Origin of the sequence: Paenibacillus sp. Soil724D2 (assembly GCF_001427935.1) — a bacterium.
In the GTDB taxonomy this organism is placed as follows: Bacteria; Bacillota; Bacilli; order Paenibacillales; family NBRC-103111; genus Paenibacillus_E.
Genome location: NZ_LMRY01000011.1, coordinates 18,781 through 36,173, shown reverse-complemented (window position 1 = coordinate 36,173; position 17,393 = coordinate 18,781). Strand labels below are relative to the sequence as shown.

14 protein-coding genes are annotated in these 17,393 nt (G+C 45.3%); all 14 read right to left on the bottom strand.

What is annotated here, in order from left to right; genetic code table 11:
* Positions 1-61: 61 nt before the first annotated feature.
* Positions 62-787 carry a glycosyltransferase gene (locus ASG85_RS12685; protein ID WP_060646429.1) on the bottom strand — a complete coding sequence of 242 codons (726 nt, stop codon included), beginning with the start codon at positions 785-787 and terminating at the stop codon, positions 62-64.
* A 13-nt stretch (positions 788-800) separates the two neighbouring features.
* Positions 801-1,517: a glycosyltransferase gene (locus tag ASG85_RS12680; RefSeq protein WP_057306229.1), complete on the bottom strand. Its 717-nt coding sequence runs from the start codon at positions 1,515-1,517 to the stop codon at positions 801-803.
* Positions 1,518-1,529: 12 nt separating this feature from the next.
* Positions 1,530-2,426, bottom strand: coding sequence for an NAD-dependent epimerase/dehydratase family protein (locus tag ASG85_RS12675; protein ID WP_057306230.1), 897 nt, complete (start codon positions 2,424-2,426; stop codon positions 1,530-1,532).
* Between the two features lie 5 nt (positions 2,427-2,431).
* The gene (locus tag ASG85_RS12670; RefSeq protein ID WP_057306231.1) at positions 2,432-3,253 is read right to left on the bottom strand and encodes a dTDP-4-dehydrorhamnose reductase family protein; all 822 of its coding nucleotides are present in this window, start codon (positions 3,251-3,253) and stop codon (positions 2,432-2,434) included.
* Positions 3,250-4,236, bottom strand: a complete 987-nt coding sequence (locus tag ASG85_RS12665; RefSeq protein WP_057306232.1) for an SDR family NAD(P)-dependent oxidoreductase — start codon at positions 4,234-4,236, stop codon at positions 3,250-3,252. Before ASG85_RS12665 ends, ASG85_RS12670 begins: the two co-directional genes overlap by 4 nt.
* A complete protein-coding gene (gene wecB, locus ASG85_RS12660; protein ID WP_057306233.1) occupies positions 4,226-5,320 on the bottom strand; it encodes a non-hydrolyzing UDP-N-acetylglucosamine 2-epimerase in 1,095 nt (364 codons plus the stop codon). The genes ASG85_RS12665 and wecB overlap by 11 nt, the downstream gene beginning before the upstream one ends.
* Positions 5,317-7,140, bottom strand: a complete 1,824-nt coding sequence (locus ASG85_RS12655) for a glycosyltransferase family 4 protein (protein WP_162257252.1) — start codon at positions 7,138-7,140, stop codon at positions 5,317-5,319. The genes wecB and ASG85_RS12655 overlap by 4 nt, the downstream gene beginning before the upstream one ends.
* Before the next feature lie 152 nt (positions 7,141-7,292).
* A complete protein-coding gene (locus ASG85_RS12650; RefSeq protein ID WP_057306235.1) occupies positions 7,293-7,595 on the bottom strand; it encodes a hypothetical protein in 303 nt (100 codons plus the stop codon).
* Positions 7,552-8,775 (bottom strand): glycosyltransferase family protein, encoded by a 1,224-nt coding sequence (locus ASG85_RS12645; protein ID WP_063860268.1) that lies wholly within the window; start codon positions 8,773-8,775, stop codon positions 7,552-7,554. Before ASG85_RS12645 ends, ASG85_RS12650 begins: the two co-directional genes overlap by 44 nt.
* A 15-nt stretch (positions 8,776-8,790) precedes the next feature.
* A complete protein-coding gene (locus tag ASG85_RS12640; protein WP_057306236.1) occupies positions 8,791-9,885 on the bottom strand; it encodes a glycosyltransferase family protein in 1,095 nt (364 codons plus the stop codon).
* Between the two features lies 1 nt (position 9,886).
* Positions 9,887-10,759, bottom strand: coding sequence for a dTDP-4-dehydrorhamnose reductase (gene rfbD, locus ASG85_RS12635; protein WP_057306237.1), 873 nt, complete (start codon positions 10,757-10,759; stop codon positions 9,887-9,889).
* Positions 10,756-11,760: a dTDP-glucose 4,6-dehydratase gene (rfbB, locus tag ASG85_RS12630; protein WP_057306238.1), complete on the bottom strand. Its 1,005-nt coding sequence runs from the start codon at positions 11,758-11,760 to the stop codon at positions 10,756-10,758. Before rfbB ends, rfbD begins: the two co-directional genes overlap by 4 nt.
* Positions 11,760-12,479 carry a sugar phosphate nucleotidyltransferase gene (locus ASG85_RS12625; protein ID WP_057306239.1) on the bottom strand — a complete coding sequence of 240 codons (720 nt, stop codon included), beginning with the start codon at positions 12,477-12,479 and terminating at the stop codon, positions 11,760-11,762. The genes rfbB and ASG85_RS12625 overlap by 1 nt, the downstream gene beginning before the upstream one ends.
* Positions 12,480-12,692: 213 nt before the next feature.
* The gene (locus ASG85_RS12620) at positions 12,693-17,363 is read right to left on the bottom strand and encodes a WIAG-tail domain (protein WP_057306240.1); all 4,671 of its coding nucleotides are present in this window, start codon (positions 17,361-17,363) and stop codon (positions 12,693-12,695) included.
* Between the last annotated feature and the right edge of the window lie 30 nt (positions 17,364-17,393).

Here is a 17,393-nt window from a genome sequence, read left to right as displayed (position 1 = left end):
CGAACAATAGTCCTCTTTGCCCTTTATTAAAAGAGCAAAGAGGACTTTTTTACATGTTTCACTATTTCAGTTGCTGTTCCAATTGAACAATGTAACCGGCTAACCGTTGGATATACATTTCTCGAATGCAGGCAATCTCCCTGTGCATTTCCGGTTGAAATCGCTGGCTCCCCATTTGTTCGTGAATTCTGTATTTCAGCAGCGGCTCATCGAGATAGAAAAAATCGAACCCCGATAAAATGACCCGCAGCCACATCTCCAAATCTTGCGTATATCTGAAAGATTCATTAAATAATCCGACATACGAAAATAACTCTTTTCTCATTACCACCGTACAACCGTTCACGGGATAATCGTTTAGAAACATCCTGTACAAGTCAAGTTTATTGGTGGGACGAGGCCCGAGGAACGAGATGATCGTGTGATTGTACTCATTGATATAATCAAAGTTTGCACAGCTGATCCAGGCGCCATTCTGTATCATAAACGGAATTTGCTTGGACAGTTTCTCCGGAATAAACATATCGTCAGAGCTGAGCCAAGCGATATAGTCCCCGGATGCCATCGTAATCCCGTGGTTCAGAGCGCTGGCGGTTCCGCCGTTCGCCTTGCCCAAATAGTGAACGCGGTCTAAATAGGGCCGGATTCTATCAGAATGTACCGTAGATCCGTCATCGACCACGATGATTTCCACATTCGGATACGTCTGCGAGAGCGCGCTGGCAATTGCGTTTTCGACATATGCACAGTTATAGAACGGGATGATTATACTAACCTTCGGAAGCATGGTGACCTCTCCTTTATCTACTTGATTCGACGATCAACTGTTGCAGTGCCGGACGATATTTTTGCTGGATGAATTCCACTTCCAGTTCGATGGCGGGACGGTGCTTCATCGTTCCCATCTGTCCGTGCCACCGATACATGAGAAGAGGTTCATATAAATAGTGAAAGTAGATTCTCCCCAATATTACCCGTATCCACAATTCATAATCGTGGGTATAGGGAAGGCTCTCGTCGAAAAATCCAATGTAGTTCAAAATCTCCTTTTTCATCATCACCGTACAGCCGTTAACCGGATCGCAGGTCAAGAACGAATGATAAAAATCAATCACATTAGCGAACTGCGGTCCTAACATTCGACCCGTGATATTATTATAGGCATCGATTTGGTTGAATGCCGTAAAGCTGATGGAAGAATGATGAGCCATCATGAACCGTAGTTGTCTTTCAATTTTATCAGGATAGAACAGGTCATCCGAACTCAGCCATGCAATATACTGGCCAGATGCTATACGAATTCCGTGGTTCAACGCACTGGCCGTGCCTCCGTTGGCTTTGCCTAAATAATGAATACGGGTGAGAAACGGTTGAATTTTGTCCGCATACATCGTGGAGCCGTCGTCCACGACAATGATCTCAATGTTGGGATATGTTTGCCCGAGAGCGCTCACGATCGCTTGATCGATATAGGGGCAGTTATAAAACGGGATTATGATCGAAACTTTGGGATACATGTATTTCACCTCCTACTGGCTTGACCCATGGCGAGTTTTAAAATAATGGAAGGCATCAAGTAACGATTGTTGAAGAGGAATTAAAGGTTTCCATCCCAATTCCGTTATAGACCTTATATCGACGGGCTGAGGTGGAATGTAATGCTGAATTTGCCCGACATCCAAAGGCAAATCGCGGTCGATCATCGATTGATAAGCATTCGCGATATCGCCCAACGAATGATTACGGCCGGAGCCTAATGAATAAACAGTCCCTATCTTGCCGTGCAACAGGATAGTTTCATAAGCCCGAACGGCATCACGTACATCCAAATAGTCCCTTTGTTCAATCAAAGATGATAACCGAAACGGGGTGGAGTCGTTCTCTATTTCTATTTCCACAACTTTTTTGGCCAAAAGTCCACATATGCCGTTCGAGTTGCCGGGGCCGATTAAATTGGTCGGCCGAGCCATCATGACTTTTAAACCGAATAAATGCCACCAGCACTGTGCTGCTACAACCTGCAACGTTTTGCTTAAGCTGTATGGATTTTGCGGTTCAGGGTCATCCTTCATCTCAAAATGCATGACGGAGCCCACAATCACCGTCCGGCAGTGCGGCAAATTTCTCAGAGCGTGCAGCAGGTAAAATGTAGACATCACATTCGATTCGATATAAGCTACGGGTTCTTTCCACGATTCCGATACGGAATTACGACCTGCTAAATGAAGAACGTAATCCGGCTGGACCTCTTCAATCAATTTCTCAACTTGCGCACAATCTGTAAGATCGCAACATAGGACGTGATCGCTTGAATCCTTTTTGAGACGCATAACCTTAATCACTTCCATACCCAATTGGGCAAAATGTTCGCAGGCATGCCTTCCAGAAAATCCATTTGCTCCTGTAATCAATATTTTGGCGGTCATCAAGATCACATCCAGTTGCGTAATTCTTTAAGCATGGCCTCATATCCCGGAACTTTGTAATTGAAATTCCTTCTCGTATTGAGTAAAGTTCGATTCAACTTGACCTTATCATCAGCGCGTATAAGGACATTTGTTTTCATAAACGTTTGTTGAAATAACATAAGCAGATCGTATTTACTTATGTCCTCAGGTGCTCTTACATGCAGAAGCCCCTCCAAAGGCTCTTCTTCCAAGATATATTGTATACATTTAGCCAGCTCTAATGTGGTGATTCCATTCCAAATCGCTTGACGGTACCCGGCCACTTCCCCTTCTTGTTTCATAAACCACTGCAATAGCCCAATGCCATTTTCACGTATTTCTGGACCGATAATCGAAGTTCGAATTGTTAGATGGGGACTATCCGTTACCTCTCCAAGCGCTTTCGATCTCGCGTACACGGAAGTGCCGTCCGGCACATCATCTTCTTTGTGATTGCCGTTATTACCGGTGAAGACGCAATCGCTGCTGATATGAATCAGCTTATAACCTAAACCATTCGCAGCTTCCTTCAACCGATGGGGTAAGATCCCGTTGAGCCAATAAGCTTCGACGGGATTTTTTTCGGCAGCCTCATTTAACAGACCAATACAGTTAATAACTACATCAGGAGACACGGCTTTCAAAACCTTTTCTGTCAGATCCCAGTCGCGGACATCCACATAAAGTCCATATGGGTCCTTCGATTGCCTGACGGTATAATATACGGAATGATCGCTGCATCGGCGGAAATATTGCACCAGCATATGACCTGCCATTCCGTGACCGCCCATAATTAACAGCTTCATGACAGAAAGCCTCCTTTAACGAGCATATCTTTGATTTTCTCCTTATTCATAAGCGACTGACTGGAGCAAAAGGAGCTGATTTCTACCTTTGGATAATGAGAATAATGTGCTTTCAATCCAGGAATGTCTTGAGAAGGTAAAATGACCAAATATTTATCGTCATACATCACCGTGCTTTTGCTTTCATATTCCGTAAGCAAAATTTCGTGAATTTTTTCTCCAGGCCGAATTCCCAGCTCAACAATTTCCACCTTCTTATTACCCAGTGACTCGATTAGCACTTCAGCTAAATCCAAAATTTTGCAGGTTGGCATAGTCATAACAAAAATTTCTCCACCTTGGCCTACTTCAGTAGCTCTTAACAAAAGCCCTATTGCTTCCCGTTGTGTTAAGAAAAAGCGAGTCATTTCTCTGTCGGTTATGCCGATTTGCTCCTTTTCCTTGATTTGTTTCATAAATAAATGAATGACACTTCCGTTCGTTCCGAGCACATTGCCTCCCCGGACACATACAAATTTGGTACCCGAATTCAGAAGGTTTGCATTAACAATTAACTTTTCTCCGATCGATTTGGTCATCCCGTAAAAGTTGGACGGATTCGCCGCTTTATCAGTGGAAATATTTATAACCTTCTTCACTTTGTTTTCGATGGCGGCTTCAATCACGTTCTGTGTTCCGTTAACATTTGTTTTTAATGCTTCATAGGGTTGATCTTCGCAGACGGGAACATGCTTGAGTGCCGCCAAATGGAACAAATAATCAACTTTTTCACAAGCTTTCATCAGCGCATCTCTATCTCTCACATCTCCGATACAGAAGCTGAGTCTGGGATCATCAAACGCTCGCTTCATCGCAACCTGTGTGGATTCATTGCGGGAGAATACAATGATTTTCTTTGGATTTTCCGGAAGCAGTTGTTCGATGAGCTCGTAGCCCCAGGATCCCGTTCCACCTGTGACTAAAATTGTCGTGTTAGTAAACATGCTCTTTACCTCCTAATAAATATTGAACGACTTTTTGGGAAACATTCGTATCCAAATAGCCATCCGGACAACGCCACTCAGCTGGGAAATTGACCATAACCCGAACCGCATTCAATATTTGCTCGGCGCGAAGGCCAGATACGACATTACTGCCGCAGTCTACGGTCTCAGGCCGTTCGGTGGTCGTTCGTATCGTCACCGTTGGCACATGGAAAATGCAGCATTCCTCTTGAACGGTGCCGCTGTCAGTCAAGACACAGAAAGCATGCTTCTCCAGATGCACAAAATCAAAAAAACCAAATGGCTCATGAAATTGAACCAGTGGATGCATCGTGACCATGCCATCCTTCTCGAGTCGTGATTTGGTACGGGGATGAATGCTGCAAATGACTTTATGTCCAAAGGTTTCAGCAACCAGATTAAGTCCTTTGAGAATTTGCTGGAGTCGTTCAGGATGATCCACATTTTCAGCACGATGCGTCGTAACCAGAAAGTAGGGCTCGCCTTTTAAATCTAACTTTTCCAGAATGCCGCTTTGCTCAATGCGTGTCTCATAATGAGTCAGCACTTCATAAATGGGATTCCCTGTGACGATAATGCGATGACTTGGTACGCCCTCCCTGAGCAGATTATCTCGGCTGTAACGGGTGTATGGCATATTAATGCTAGAAATCGCATCGATCACTTTCCGGTTCTTCTCTTCCGGTACAGCGAGATCGAAACAGCGGTTACCCGCTTCCATGTGAATCACGGGAATACCCATGCGCTCAGCAAGGATGCTGCTGAGTGCACTGTTCGTATCACCCAGAACAAGCACTTTATCCGGGCGTTCAAGGGTAAATATGCGTTCTAGCTCTGCGAAAAGGACCGAGAGCTGCCCTCCTAATGTACGCTGCTGATTCTGCAGCATATAATCGGGTTGGCGCAGCCCCAGCTCCTCGAAAAACACGTCGCTAAGCGTAGAAGTGAAATTCTGTCCTGTGTGAATGAGCACGTGTTGGTCAGCCAGCTCATCCAGCTTCTGAATAATGAGACTCAGCCGGATAATCTCAGGGCGAGTCCCCAAAACAGTCGCGATTTTCATCTTTTTCCTCCTACTTTCACGATGCCTTTATGCCCTAGTTTCCGTTTTGTATTTGCCCTTTTCGCACGAAGGCTCTTCCGCCTGCGCACCCTCGTCGGCTTTTTCTTCGCGCTCGCCTTCCGAGCAGCTGCTTTTCGTTTGCGCGCTTTGATTCCGCCCTTGGCAAACCTGTTTGTACCTTTTCTAAGCTTTGTTCCTTGTTTTAGCTTTTTTCGACTTTTCAGCTTTTTCCTTATGATCAGCTTAGCTTTACGCTTGCTTCTTAGCTCCTTTTTCGCCTTCTCCTCCCCGCCAACAATAGGCAGACCAAGCGTATAAGTCGCTATAACGCTCTCTGGCAGTAAGACAACTTGTGATGGGCTGTACCCATGACCCCTAAGCGCTCCTTCTGTGGCAAAGGGATACCTCCCCCCATGCTGCATGAGGTAGACTGTTGGTCCCTGTCCTTTCGCTACATAGATGGCTGGGGCATATTCCAAAAAAGGCTCTTTGGCCCGAATCGGAATGCCTGTCGGAATCATCGCGAGCTGTTGATCGCCTACGATCCCAACTCGGTGCCAATCATATTTATAGAAATGGAAATCCTCACCCGTATAAATATGGCGCTTCATCCCTTGCTCAATGAGAAATACAGTATGTGAGGATTCGCCTTTTAGCAGCAAATAATCGGGAAATCTAGGTGCACGCTGCTTCTCTAACGATCTTGCTTCCAAGTGAGGCGAAAGAAGAGAAAGAAATTGTCCCAATCGGGAACGGTAAGCATCAATTCCAAATACTTGATGAATCGTTTGACTATTCCGACTGCCTATTTCCTGACGGATTCGGTGATCCGATAGTAGATACTGAACCTTGTTTGTGAGATCCTGAACATCTCCTTTTTGTGCCAGAAGGTGTTCATTTCCCGTAGAAGTCAATATTTCGATCAATCCGCCAGAGCGATAGGCAACAACGGGTTTACCAAAGATTAGACCTTCCAGTGCAGTTAATCCAAAACCCTCATTTAATAGACTAGGGACAACAACGACATCCATTGCAGGGTAAACCGATTGAATATCAGGCTCAAAAGAGAGGAGGGAGAATTGAGATGAATAGCCGGAATGCAAGATCATTTTTAAACAGGAATCCATATAAACGGGGTCAGTTGGTTTACCTGTAATCATAAAATGGGCCATAGGATTCGTTTTGCAAATGCATATTCCTATCTGAATAAAATGGTCCAGCCCTTTATTCGCATAGATGTCCGAAGAAATGTAACCAATGACAGGACGTTCATCATGGATGCCGATTTCTGCACGTTTGTTTTGTCTTTTAATCGGCCATTGGCCAGGGTCATAATGCTCTGTATGCCATGAAGGAGGAAGTACGAACATTTTATGATCACTCACAAATCCTTGAAGCGGCTGCAGCGTTGCATCGGATATGCCCACGATCCAGTCCGCATATTGATCCATAAGTCTTGCACTGAGAGGCGTGAATTCATTCATTTGAATGGTCTCCGCCACAATCCATGTGACAGGAATCCCTAATTTTTTAGCAGCAGCTGCCGGTGCAAGGTTGACGCAAGTATTCGTGATAACAAGGTCCGGTTCGTGGATGAGAAGAAGGTCAAGTAAACTGGGCATTCCTGAATGGACAAGCAGGTCCTGTAACAGTTGAGGTATTGCGGCTGTTGGATGATACATGTCATATAAAAGAGGGAACGATTGAACGACAGTTTCAATGCCATGGCGTCTAGCCTCTGCAGCTAATAGTCCTTCTTTCGGTACCACCAATGTACAGGCATAATGACGTCCCAGCTCCAAAGTCACAAAGAGCAGCATTTTTTCCGCCCCGGTAATATGATCTGGACTACAAAAATGGGAAAATAATAGGACTTTTGGTTTTTGTGGAGTCGACATGTGTAACATACCCGTTACGACAACCAGGTATGGAATTCACCTCCTTTTTTGAATACACTGGCGATAGCTCACGACTAAACCACCGGATGCTCTTGCTCCAAAGCATATCCTTGCGCAAAGCCAAATTTGTAGCCCTCATTGTAGGCTTTATCGAAGGCCTTATTGTATGCACGGACCTCATGCTTTTTCCTGCGTTTCTTGATTAATCTACGTCTTAGTTTATGTCTGGTCGATTTTGTCAGTCGACTGGGGCGAGGTTTTTTTTTGATAATCAGCTTCTTCTTTAATCGAGATTTGGTCTGCGTAGCGGGTTTCTTTTTTTGAATATTTATCTTAGACCCAAGCTTTCGAAGCTTTATCTTTTTGACCAATGCCATGCACCTCAGCTTCCTTACCGGTAGGACTATCGGTCTTAACCTTTTGTCCAAAAATAATCGCGAGCATGTTAGACAGCCTATTCGCATAGGTGTGATCTCGCATCGTACGATACAATCCTCGCATAGCTATTTGTTTACGTTCCTCTTCATGCGTCAAGTAATAGTTCATTTTCTCTATCAGTTCTTCTGGTGAGGCATAGGTCACAATATCGTAATCCGGTGTATAGAAGTTAACCAGGTCATCGCGTATATCTGTTATTTGAAGCGTGCCGCAGCCAGAAATCTCAAAAGTTCGCGGATTGGGTGAGGCCCCTATTATGCGTCGGCTATTATAGTTAAAAACCTGGTCATCGAACGCTCTATGCATATTAATGACTAGTTTGGCTCCGTTATAGGCATTCGCTGTATGCTCCGGATGCATCCAATTAGGGTGAATTTGTCGCGCCAGCAGCTTAAAGTGCTTCAGACGCTCCCACCATATGCCAGAAATGAAGATTCGCTTGTTTGCTAAATAGGGAGCAAGCTTATCGAACATCGCCACCCGGTTCCAATAAGCCGACCCGATGAAACAAATATCTCGCTGCAATCCGATTGGAGCAGGTTTTGGCCGAAACATTTCCGGATTAAATCCAAGGGGTAGGTAGTGAACCTGAGCACAACCCATTTCCTGATAGAAAGAAACGCAATTCACTTCCAACGTGAACATGAAATCGTAGTGGGGCGCGTAAGAGGCAGTATGGTCCGTGTAATAGGGATCATCGGCAAGCCATATGGCTGTGCGGATGCCCCTACTACGAATGCGATCTACCACATCTAGAGATAAATTCATTCCATATAGAACGATCATCAGGTTAGGTTTATAGACAGCAGCAAGCGTTTCAAGGTTTGCCTCCGGTCTCCCGATGCGGATCGGATCATCATCGCAGTTTCCTATAATCAATTCGCGAACCAATGGACGCAAACTGCCAATAATTGCATGATCCAAGGGCTCGTAAGGATAGCCTTTACCCGACGTAACGTACAACACGCGCACATCCCATACGGGATTTGGTACCCGATCCTGAATCGCTTTTTGAATAACGGCTTCACATTGACCCAACCGGACTCCGTTGGTATAGCCCACTTCATAACCGTTCTTATATCCCCGTTTCCTGGCACGGCGCTTATCGACTGAAGCCATCTATTCGACTCCTTTCTAGGCAAATACAATTTCCAACAGCTTTACTAATCGATTAGCGAATGTATGTTCGTTAATCGTTCTTCTCAAGCCTCTTATCGCAATTCGCAGCCTATCCTCTTCATGACTCAAGTAATGCTTCATCTTCTGGATAAGCTCAGCCGAATTAAGAAAGGTCTCGATATCTTGACCTGGTGTGTAATATAGATCCAAGTCGTGACGGTAGTCCGTTATTTGCAGCGTTCCGCATGCAGCAATCTCATACGTTCTAGGATTAATCGAATGACCAGGAATGTTCCTGCTATTTTTGTTGTACGTTTTGTGATAGGTTAGGCGATGTACGTTAATGACAATTTTAGCGCCGCTATAATATTTAACAGACTCCTCGATAGGAATCCAATGCAGCTTAATCCCTTGCTTTAAGAGTTCATACTGACTTAACTGGTTCCATAAAGCACCGGCCAGCAGCACCTTTTTATTCACTAAGAAGGGCGTTAACTGGTTGAATAAGTCGATTCGGTTGGGGAAGCCGTTTCCAATGAAGCAAATATCGCTGCAATACGCGGGATCAACCTGTAAGGGTTTAAATACCTTCGTATTGACCGCTAAGGGTAAGTAATGGACCTGAGTGCAACCAACTTCCCGATATAACGCTACACAGCTCATTTCATGGGTAAACACGTAATCATAGTGAGGAGCAAGAGAGGCCGTAAGATCGGTAAAATAGGGATCATCTGCAAACCAAATCGCTGTTCGTATGCCCATTTGTCTCACTTGATCGACATGGTCCGTATGATCAGCCGGAAAGACATGTAGACCATTCATGACTAGAACGAGGTTCGGTTGAAGCTCTCTCGCCAAACGAAGCAGATCCGCAGCAGATCCGACAATCACTTCTTGAACCGTCTCATTTAGCCCTTGAATAATCCCTTGATCGATCGCATCGAAGCCTTGAACAATAAATAACACTCTTGCTTCTCTGAGCGGTATAAGGGCAGGTGTTACCGTATCAAGAACAGACTTGCACCTCCCCATCCGGAGTCCTTGCTCAAGCCCTGCTCGGAATCCTCGTTTTCTTCCCATTTCCGAACTGGCAGCATTCCTCTTACTCATATCACACCTTCTTATCTACTACGGCTGGATAATCATGGTCAACTTGCAGAAAAAAGTTCAAAGCCGATTTCCAATCTCTCATAGGGGTAAACCCATTGTCTGAAATCGCTTTGTGATGAAAGGCCGAATACATCGGTCTTACAGCGGGCATTGGAAATAGATCCGAAGGAACAGGAATTAATGGAACATGCTCCATTTGCATGACTTTCAAAATGTGTGTGGCGAATTCATATCTAGAGCAAACCCCTTGATTCGAAGCGTGATAGATCCCGTACCTGTCCGTTTCAATGAGTTCTCTAAGAAAGATCGCCAGATCCAAGCAATAAGTAGGGGAACCGAATTGATCATCCACGATAGAAAGCGGCTCTCCTGATCTAGCCTTTTCTAATACCTTCGTAACAAAGTTAGCTCCCTTGGTTCCGTATAACCAGGAAGTTCGCACGACAAAATGCTTCGAGCAGGTCATTCTGACGAATTTCTCTCCAAGAAGCTTGGAATGGCCATACACATTGTTTGGATTGGTGATATCCCGTTCATCGTAAGGTGTTCCCTTCGTACCATCGAACACATAGTCTGTACTGACGTAGACAAGCTTAGCTCCTATTTGTTCGCAAGCCTTGGCTATATGCAGGGGACCGAGTGCATTCACTTGATAAGCAAGCTCCGTCTCCACTTCCGCCTTATCTACGTTCGTGTAAGCAGCCGCATGAATCACAACATCAGGGTGCTCCTGAAGAAGAATATCCATGACTCTCTTCTCATCACTGACATCTAATTGGTCTCTTCGCCAAGCTGTTATATCATGAACAGGTCGAAAAACGCGGTTGAGATCATACCCTAGCTGTCCTCCGGCACCGGTAATTAATATTTTCATGTGAGACCAGCTTCTTTGATTTGACGATAAGATCCGTTTGCAATACTTGCGAACCACTCGTTTTCCTGCACGTACCAATCAATCGTTTTTTTGAGTCCCGTTTCAAATGAATAAGACGGTTCCCAACCTAGCTGGCAACGAATTTTAGTACTATCAATCGCATATCGCCGATCATGTCCAAGTCGATCCGCTACGAATTGGATCAAATCCTCTGATTTGTTTAGCTCTTTCAATATGCTCTTTACGACATTCAGATTGGAGCGTTCGTTTTGTCCGCCGATATTGTAAACCTCCCCAGGGACACCATCCATGATCACCCGCTCAATCGCGCTGCAATGATCATCCACATACAACCAATCTCGTATATTCCTGCCATCGCCGTAGATCGGAATAGACTCATTGCGAAGGGCACGGGTAATCGTCATCGGAATGAGCTTTTCAGGAAACTGCCTTGGACCATAGTTATTAGAACAGCGAGTAATCACAGCCGGAAAACCGTAGGTTTCATAGTAGGCTCTAACTAGCAGATCTGAACCAGCCTTACTTGCGGAATAAGGAGAATTAGGGGCTAGCGGCGTCGTTTCAGTGAAAGCACCTTCCTCACCTAGTGATCCGTAAACTTCATCCGTCGAAATATGAATAAATTTCTTGACTTGGTGCTTTCTTGCCGCCTCCAATAAGCACTGCGTTCCCACTACATTCGTAACCACGAAACCGCGAGGGCTATGGATGCTTCGATCTACATGGGATTCGGCTGCAAAATGTACAACCACATCGACCCCTCGCTTCATTAGCTCGTTTATGAAGGCTTCATTTCCAATATCGCCGTATACAAACTGATAACCAACTTGCCCTTCTAATGCAGCGACGTTGTCCTTATTTCCCGCATAAGTAAGTAAATCTACATTTATCATATGATCTTGCGGATGCTGCTTTTTCCAGTAATGAATAAAATTACTTCCAATAAATCCCATGCCGCCAGTAACTAAAATCACTGCCATTAGCTATCCCCCATTCTGATAAAAAGAGTGGCTTGAAAGAGAGATTCATGTGTCCCGGCATCAATCCACCATCCTGTAAAGAACCCATGAGTAAGCGTGCCAGCAGCTGCGTACACATTGTTCACATCGGTGATTTCTAACTCGCCTCTTTTGGAAGGCCTTTGTTTTTTTATAATGTTAAACACGGTAGAATCAAATAAATAAATACCCGTAACCGCATAAGATGAGCTCGGATGATCCGGCTTTTCTTCAATCTGTTCAATGATGCCATCCTTCATCTTTGCCACACCATATCTTCTAGGATCATCCACTTTCTTTAGAATGACCATCGCTCCCTCTTCCTGCTTCTCGAAGGTGTTGATAATCGGAACTAATGAATCTTCAAACAGATTATCACCAAGCAGAACGACGAATTTCTCTCCTTCCAGCACGAACTCCTCCGCAAGCGCCAATGCCTGAGCGATCCCGCCGGCTTTCTCTTGAAGCTTGTAAGTAAGACGGACACCAAACGTTTCACCGCTGCCCAAGTACTCTACATACAAACCTGCGGATTGTTTCCCCGTTATTAATAAAATATCTTGAATGCCAGCTTTGCTTAATTTCTCAATGGCATATTGAATCATGGGCAATTCACCAACTGGAAGTAAATGTTTATTGATGATGTTCGTTAGAGGACGCAAGCGGCTTCCTGTTCCTCCCGCCAGTACAACACCCTTCACAAGACATACCCCCTTCCAAGCGTTATAATATGCGTAGTCACATCCACTTCTTTAATCATATGCTTTCGTGATATATGGAAATTGGACGAATACCCCTGAATCAAAAATTGGTCATTCAACCACACGAAAAGTGGTGCCGCTAAACAACAAAAAACGGCTAGCTCGCAGAATCTGCGACACAAGCCGTTTTTTTATCGACTGAACCCTCATCATTTACAACTTCTTGCCGATAGCAATCCAATTTACGATACCCTCTTGATCCGGTGAAAACTTGGCACGTATAACCGATATTACCGCGTTTTCCATCGATTTAAATTTCACTGATACATAGCAGGCCTGATGATTCGTCATCGCTGTCAACACATAATTCTCATCCGCAAACTTCTCATCGAAGTGTACGTCCACTTCAATTATTTCATCCTGAATTTTCATTTCGAAAGGAACGAGCCCGAACTGCTGCGTAATATTTTTTTGCGTGCTTGGCGTCTGCAGAACATTTTCCGTTAACTTCGTTACGGAAAGCGTTCCATCTGCAATGTGCTCACTGCTTACAGCATTTGGTTTCAGCTTTGATCCGTCAATGCTGCCGCTCTTAATGTGAAAGTTGCTAATAGCTGCATAAGCCAGTTTGCTGCCATCAATACTGCCAACCGTAAGCTTCGAACCGTCCAACGCACCGTCTGCCAGATGGCTGCTATTCACTGCGCCAGCAACCAACTTGCTGCCATCAACGCTGCCAGCTGTCAGCTTCGATCCGTCTACGGAACCGGGGGCCAGATGACTGCTGTCCACGGCTCCAAACGCCAACTTACTGCTATCTACACTTCCTACTGCAAGCTTCGCTGCATCCACAGCGCCATCCATCAGGTGCTCATTCCTTACCGCACCCTCTACCAATTTACTGCTATCCACACTGCCTGCCGTCAGCTTGTGACCATCTACCGCGGCGTCAGCCAGATGCTCCTTAGTTACTGCGCCAACCATAATCTTACTGCCATCTACACTTCCTGGGGCCAACTTCGAACCTGATACAGCTTTATCGACAAGGTGTTCACCACTCACCGAGCCGCTGGCCAATTTACTACCGTTCACACTGCCGCCAGCCAGCTTCGCCTCATCCACTGCACCATCCGCCAGATGTCCATTCGTAATAGCGCCTGCGATGATCTTACTTCCATCCACGCTGCCAATGGTCAAATGATAGTTGCTAATGATGCCAGAGGCCAACTTGCTGCCATCAATACTTCCCGCAGCTAGCTTCGCGCCATACAATGCGCCATCAGCGAGATGATCGCCGCTAACAGCACCTGCGGTCAACTTACTGCCATCAACACTTCCTGCTGCCAGCTTAGCCCCATCAACAGCACCGTCGATAAGGTGAGCGTTGTTGACAGATGCAGCTGTCAGCTTGCTGCCATCTACACTTCCTGCGGCTAGCTTCGTATTATCCACTGCACCTTCTGCGATATGAAAACCACTAACTGCGCCAGATACCAGCCTGCTGCCATCCACACTGAACGGTGCCAACTTGCCGCTTGTGATGATTCCGTCTCCCAAATGCTCATTCGTAATCGCACCTGCCACTAGCTTGCTGCTGTCCACACTGTTTGGAGCCAACTTTGATGCATTAATGGATCCAGTAGCAATGTGATCGCTGTTCACGGCCCCAGTGACTAACTTACTGCTGTCAACCGTACCTGCTGCCAGCTTCGCACTCGTAACGGAGCCATCAATGAGGTGACCGCTGCCAACCGTTCCTTGAGCTAATTTACTACTTCCTACACTGCTGTCAGCGAGCTTTGACCCATCCACGATGCCATTCGCTAAGTGCTCATTATTTACAGCGCCTGCCGCCAGCTTCGATCCATCTACAACGCTATCAATGAGATGTTCCCGATGAACCGAACCCGCCATTAACTTCGTCGCATCCACACAACCTGCTGCCAACTTCACAGCATCTACAACACCATCTGACAGATGCTCATTCCTTATCAAGCCCGTTGTCAACTTACTGCCGTCAACGCTGCCTGTCGCCAGCTTCGCTCCATACACCGCGTTATCCGCTAGATGATAGTTACTAACAGCGCCAAGTATTAATTTGCTTCCGTCTACCGAATTCGCAGCAAGCTTATCATTATCAACAGCACCGATAGCCAGATGTTCGGTGTCAACAACCCCAAATCCTAGCTTTGTACCATCCACAGCGCCATCAGACAGATGTTTGCTCGTAACTGATCCTAGAGACAGCTTTGTACCGTCTACGCTGCCCATTGCCAGCTTCGAACTGCTTACAACACCATCCACTAAGTGCTCACTATTTACAGCAAGCGCTGAAATTTTGGAACTCGTGACAGCACCGTCTGCCAAATGTCTTCCGCTTAGTGCCCCGCTCACTAACTTGCTGCCATGAATACTTTCATTAGCCAGTTTAGCTGCTGTAATTGCCCCGTCAGCGATATGTTCACTATTAACAGCTTTCACAGTGATTTTGCGACTTGTCACACTCGCATCAGCTAAATTGGCTTCCATCACCGCTTGATCATCCAGTTTCCTTGTTGTGACTGCTCGATCCTGGAGTATTTTGGACGATACGGATTCAGCTTGCAGATGCTGCGTTCCAACCGCTCCGTTTGCCAGCTTCTCTTCTGTAACAGCTCCTTGAGCAAGTGTTTCAGACGTGATCGATCGTTCGACAAGTTTGGTTCCTTCCAGACTTCGGTCAGCGAAAATACCAATATTAATTGAACCTTGGGCTAAATGTTCGGACGTTATTGCACCTGGTTTAATGTGCATCCCTTTAATAATTTTCTCTTGCAAATGGCGGGTTTCAACAGACATTGAGGCCATTTTGCTGCTCGTTACAGCTTCTTCCGCGATTTTACTCGTTGTAATTGTTTCATCTTGCATATGAAGGGTTGTAATGGCCTCTTCAGCTATGTGTTCGCGCTGAACCGCTAACCACGCAATTTGTTTCCCGCCGATGGCTTGCTCGGCGACATGCTCCGAACGAATCACATTTAACCCGATCTTATCCCCGGTAACAATCCCATTCTGAAGGTGCTCTTTCCCAATTGCCTGATGGGTAATGTGTTGACCGAGTACGGCTACATCCTTCAAATGGATACTACTAATGATGCCTTCTTGCAAATGTCCTGTTTTGATGGAACTCGGAGAGATTTTATCTGAAGTTACACTTTCTTCCTTCAACTTCGAAGTATCTACACTGCCCTCTGATAATTTCTCATTCGTCACAGAACCCGCTTCAAGCTTAGCAGTAGAAATGATATGATCAGCCAAATGTGTATTCTGTATGGATTGTGTTTTAATATGTCTTCCTTCAACCGAGCCTTCGGCTAATTTAGAAGAGGTGATCGTTCCATCTTGAAGCTTTGAAGGCGTTATTTCACCATCAATCAAATGCCTATTACCAATCGTTTGACTGCGAATGTGCTTTCCTTCAACAAGGTCTTCTACCAATTTAGCTGATGTAATGGACCCATCTTTCAGTTTCGAGTTCGAAATGATAGCATCCGCAAGATGCTGGCTTTGAATGGCATTAGGATGAATGTGATTATCCATAATGAGGTTTTCTGCCAACTTATCCGATGTAATGCTTCCATCTGAAAGCAAGCTTCCATATAAAGCACCACTCGCAATATGCTCCGCATGAATCGAGCTTGCAGCAATATGACGACTGGTGATTGCTTCTTCGGTTATATGTTCACCATAGATGGAGGATTCCTGCAAATGTTTCGTCTCAATCGCAAGTGGAGCAATCTTCACGCTCGATACAGCCATATCCGCAATCTGATCGTGATTTACGGCATCCCACGCCAGCTTCTCTGTTGTGATCGACTCATTTTTCAAATGAAAGTTCTCAATCGCAAGATCAGCAATATGCGTTGTTTCGATTTGACGCGGAGCAATATTATGACTTAGAACACTGCCATTAGCCAAGTGCTCTCCATAAATGCTTTGTGGTTGAAAATGAACGGAGGTAATGCTCGCATTGGCGATTTTCTCTTCGGTCACAGCCTGATCTCTTAACTTATCCGTTGTAACGGAAGCATCCGTCAGCTTGGCGGTATCAATAATATAATTGGACAAATGCTTTGCTTGCACGGCGCCACTATGAATTTTCTCTCCAGTTATCGCTTGATTATCAATGAGTTCGCTCGTAATGATCAGCTCAGATAAATGTTGTGGAAGAATGGAACCGTGAGCTATTTTTAAGGAATCAATGGTTTGATCGGCAAGTTTATCGGCTGTGATACTATTGTCCAACAGTTTACTGCCTGGAATGGATTCATCCTGAATTTTATCACCCAAGATACTATGCGGGGCAATATGTTCATCGTTGATCGCTTGATGAGCGATCTTATCTCTTGTTACACTTCCCGGAGCAAGCTTCGAGTTTTCGATAGCAAAATCCTTCAGAGCCTTAGTACCGATACTGAGTGGTTTGATTTTACTCTCATCAACAGAGCGATTTGCAATTTTCTCCCAAGTAATCGCTTCTTCCACAATATCATCTGTATAGACGACAGGGTTTGCAAATTTCCCCGTTTTCCTTTCAGAGAGCAATAACAGCGGTGGTGCGGGAGCGGTAGAAGTAGTGGAAACCTTCATAAGATTGGTTTGCTTGTTAATTTTGGACGTTTCTACTGGGGATTTCACATTTCCTTTGACTGGCGGAAGTGGATCACTCGGTACCGTCTTCTGAACGGGTTCGACTTTCTCTATTTTCTCTGCTTTCTCTGCTTTTTCTTGCTTCACTGGAGCTGATACTGGTTCAATCTCATCTATCCAATCCAGTTCGTTCACCCTGCTGGAGTTCACTTTTTGCACAAATGGTCTTACTCTGCTGCTCTTACGCTTAGTCATAGACTCCTCTCCATTCTCCAAGAATTAGTC

What these genes read in the sequence shown, in the direction of transcription:
- rfbD (WP_057306237.1), bottom strand. Translation starts at nt 10,759, where the DNA reads ATGAAAATATTAATTACCGGTGCCGGAGGACAGCTAGGGTATGATCTC.
- ASG85_RS12645 (WP_063860268.1), bottom strand. Translation starts at nt 8,775, where the DNA reads ATGGCTTCAGTCGATAAGCGCCGTGCCAGGAAACGGGGATATAAGAAC.
- wecB (WP_057306233.1), bottom strand. Translation starts at nt 5,320, where the DNA reads ATGAAAATCGCGACTGTTTTGGGGACTCGCCCTGAGATTATCCGGCTG.
- ASG85_RS12650 (WP_057306235.1), bottom strand. Translation starts at nt 7,595, where the DNA reads ATGGCATTGGTCAAAAAGATAAAGCTTCGAAAGCTTGGGTCTAAGATA.
- ASG85_RS12670 (WP_057306231.1), bottom strand. Translation starts at nt 3,253, where the DNA reads ATGAAGCTGTTAATTATGGGCGGTCACGGAATGGCAGGTCATATGCTG.
- rfbB (WP_057306238.1), bottom strand. Translation starts at nt 11,760, where the DNA reads ATGGCAGTGATTTTAGTTACTGGCGGCATGGGATTTATTGGAAGTAAT.
- ASG85_RS12675 (WP_057306230.1), bottom strand. Translation starts at nt 2,426, where the DNA reads ATGACCGCCAAAATATTGATTACAGGAGCAAATGGATTTTCTGGAAGG.
- ASG85_RS12655 (WP_162257252.1), bottom strand. Translation starts at nt 7,140, where the DNA reads ATGCTGCTCTTTGTGACTTTGGAGCTGGGACGTCATTATGCCTGTACA.
- ASG85_RS12640 (WP_057306236.1), bottom strand. Translation starts at nt 9,885, where the DNA reads ATGAGTAAGAGGAATGCTGCCAGTTCGGAAATGGGAAGAAAACGAGGA.
- ASG85_RS12685 (WP_060646429.1), bottom strand. Translation starts at nt 787, where the DNA reads ATGCTTCCGAAGGTTAGTATAATCATCCCGTTCTATAACTGTGCATAT.
- ASG85_RS12680 (WP_057306229.1), bottom strand. Translation starts at nt 1,517, where the DNA reads ATGTATCCCAAAGTTTCGATCATAATCCCGTTTTATAACTGCCCCTAT.
- ASG85_RS12665 (WP_057306232.1), bottom strand. Translation starts at nt 4,236, where the DNA reads ATGTTTACTAACACGACAATTTTAGTCACAGGTGGAACGGGATCCTGG.
- ASG85_RS12620 (WP_057306240.1), bottom strand. Translation starts at nt 17,363, where the DNA reads ATGACTAAGCGTAAGAGCAGCAGAGTAAGACCATTTGTGCAAAAAGTG.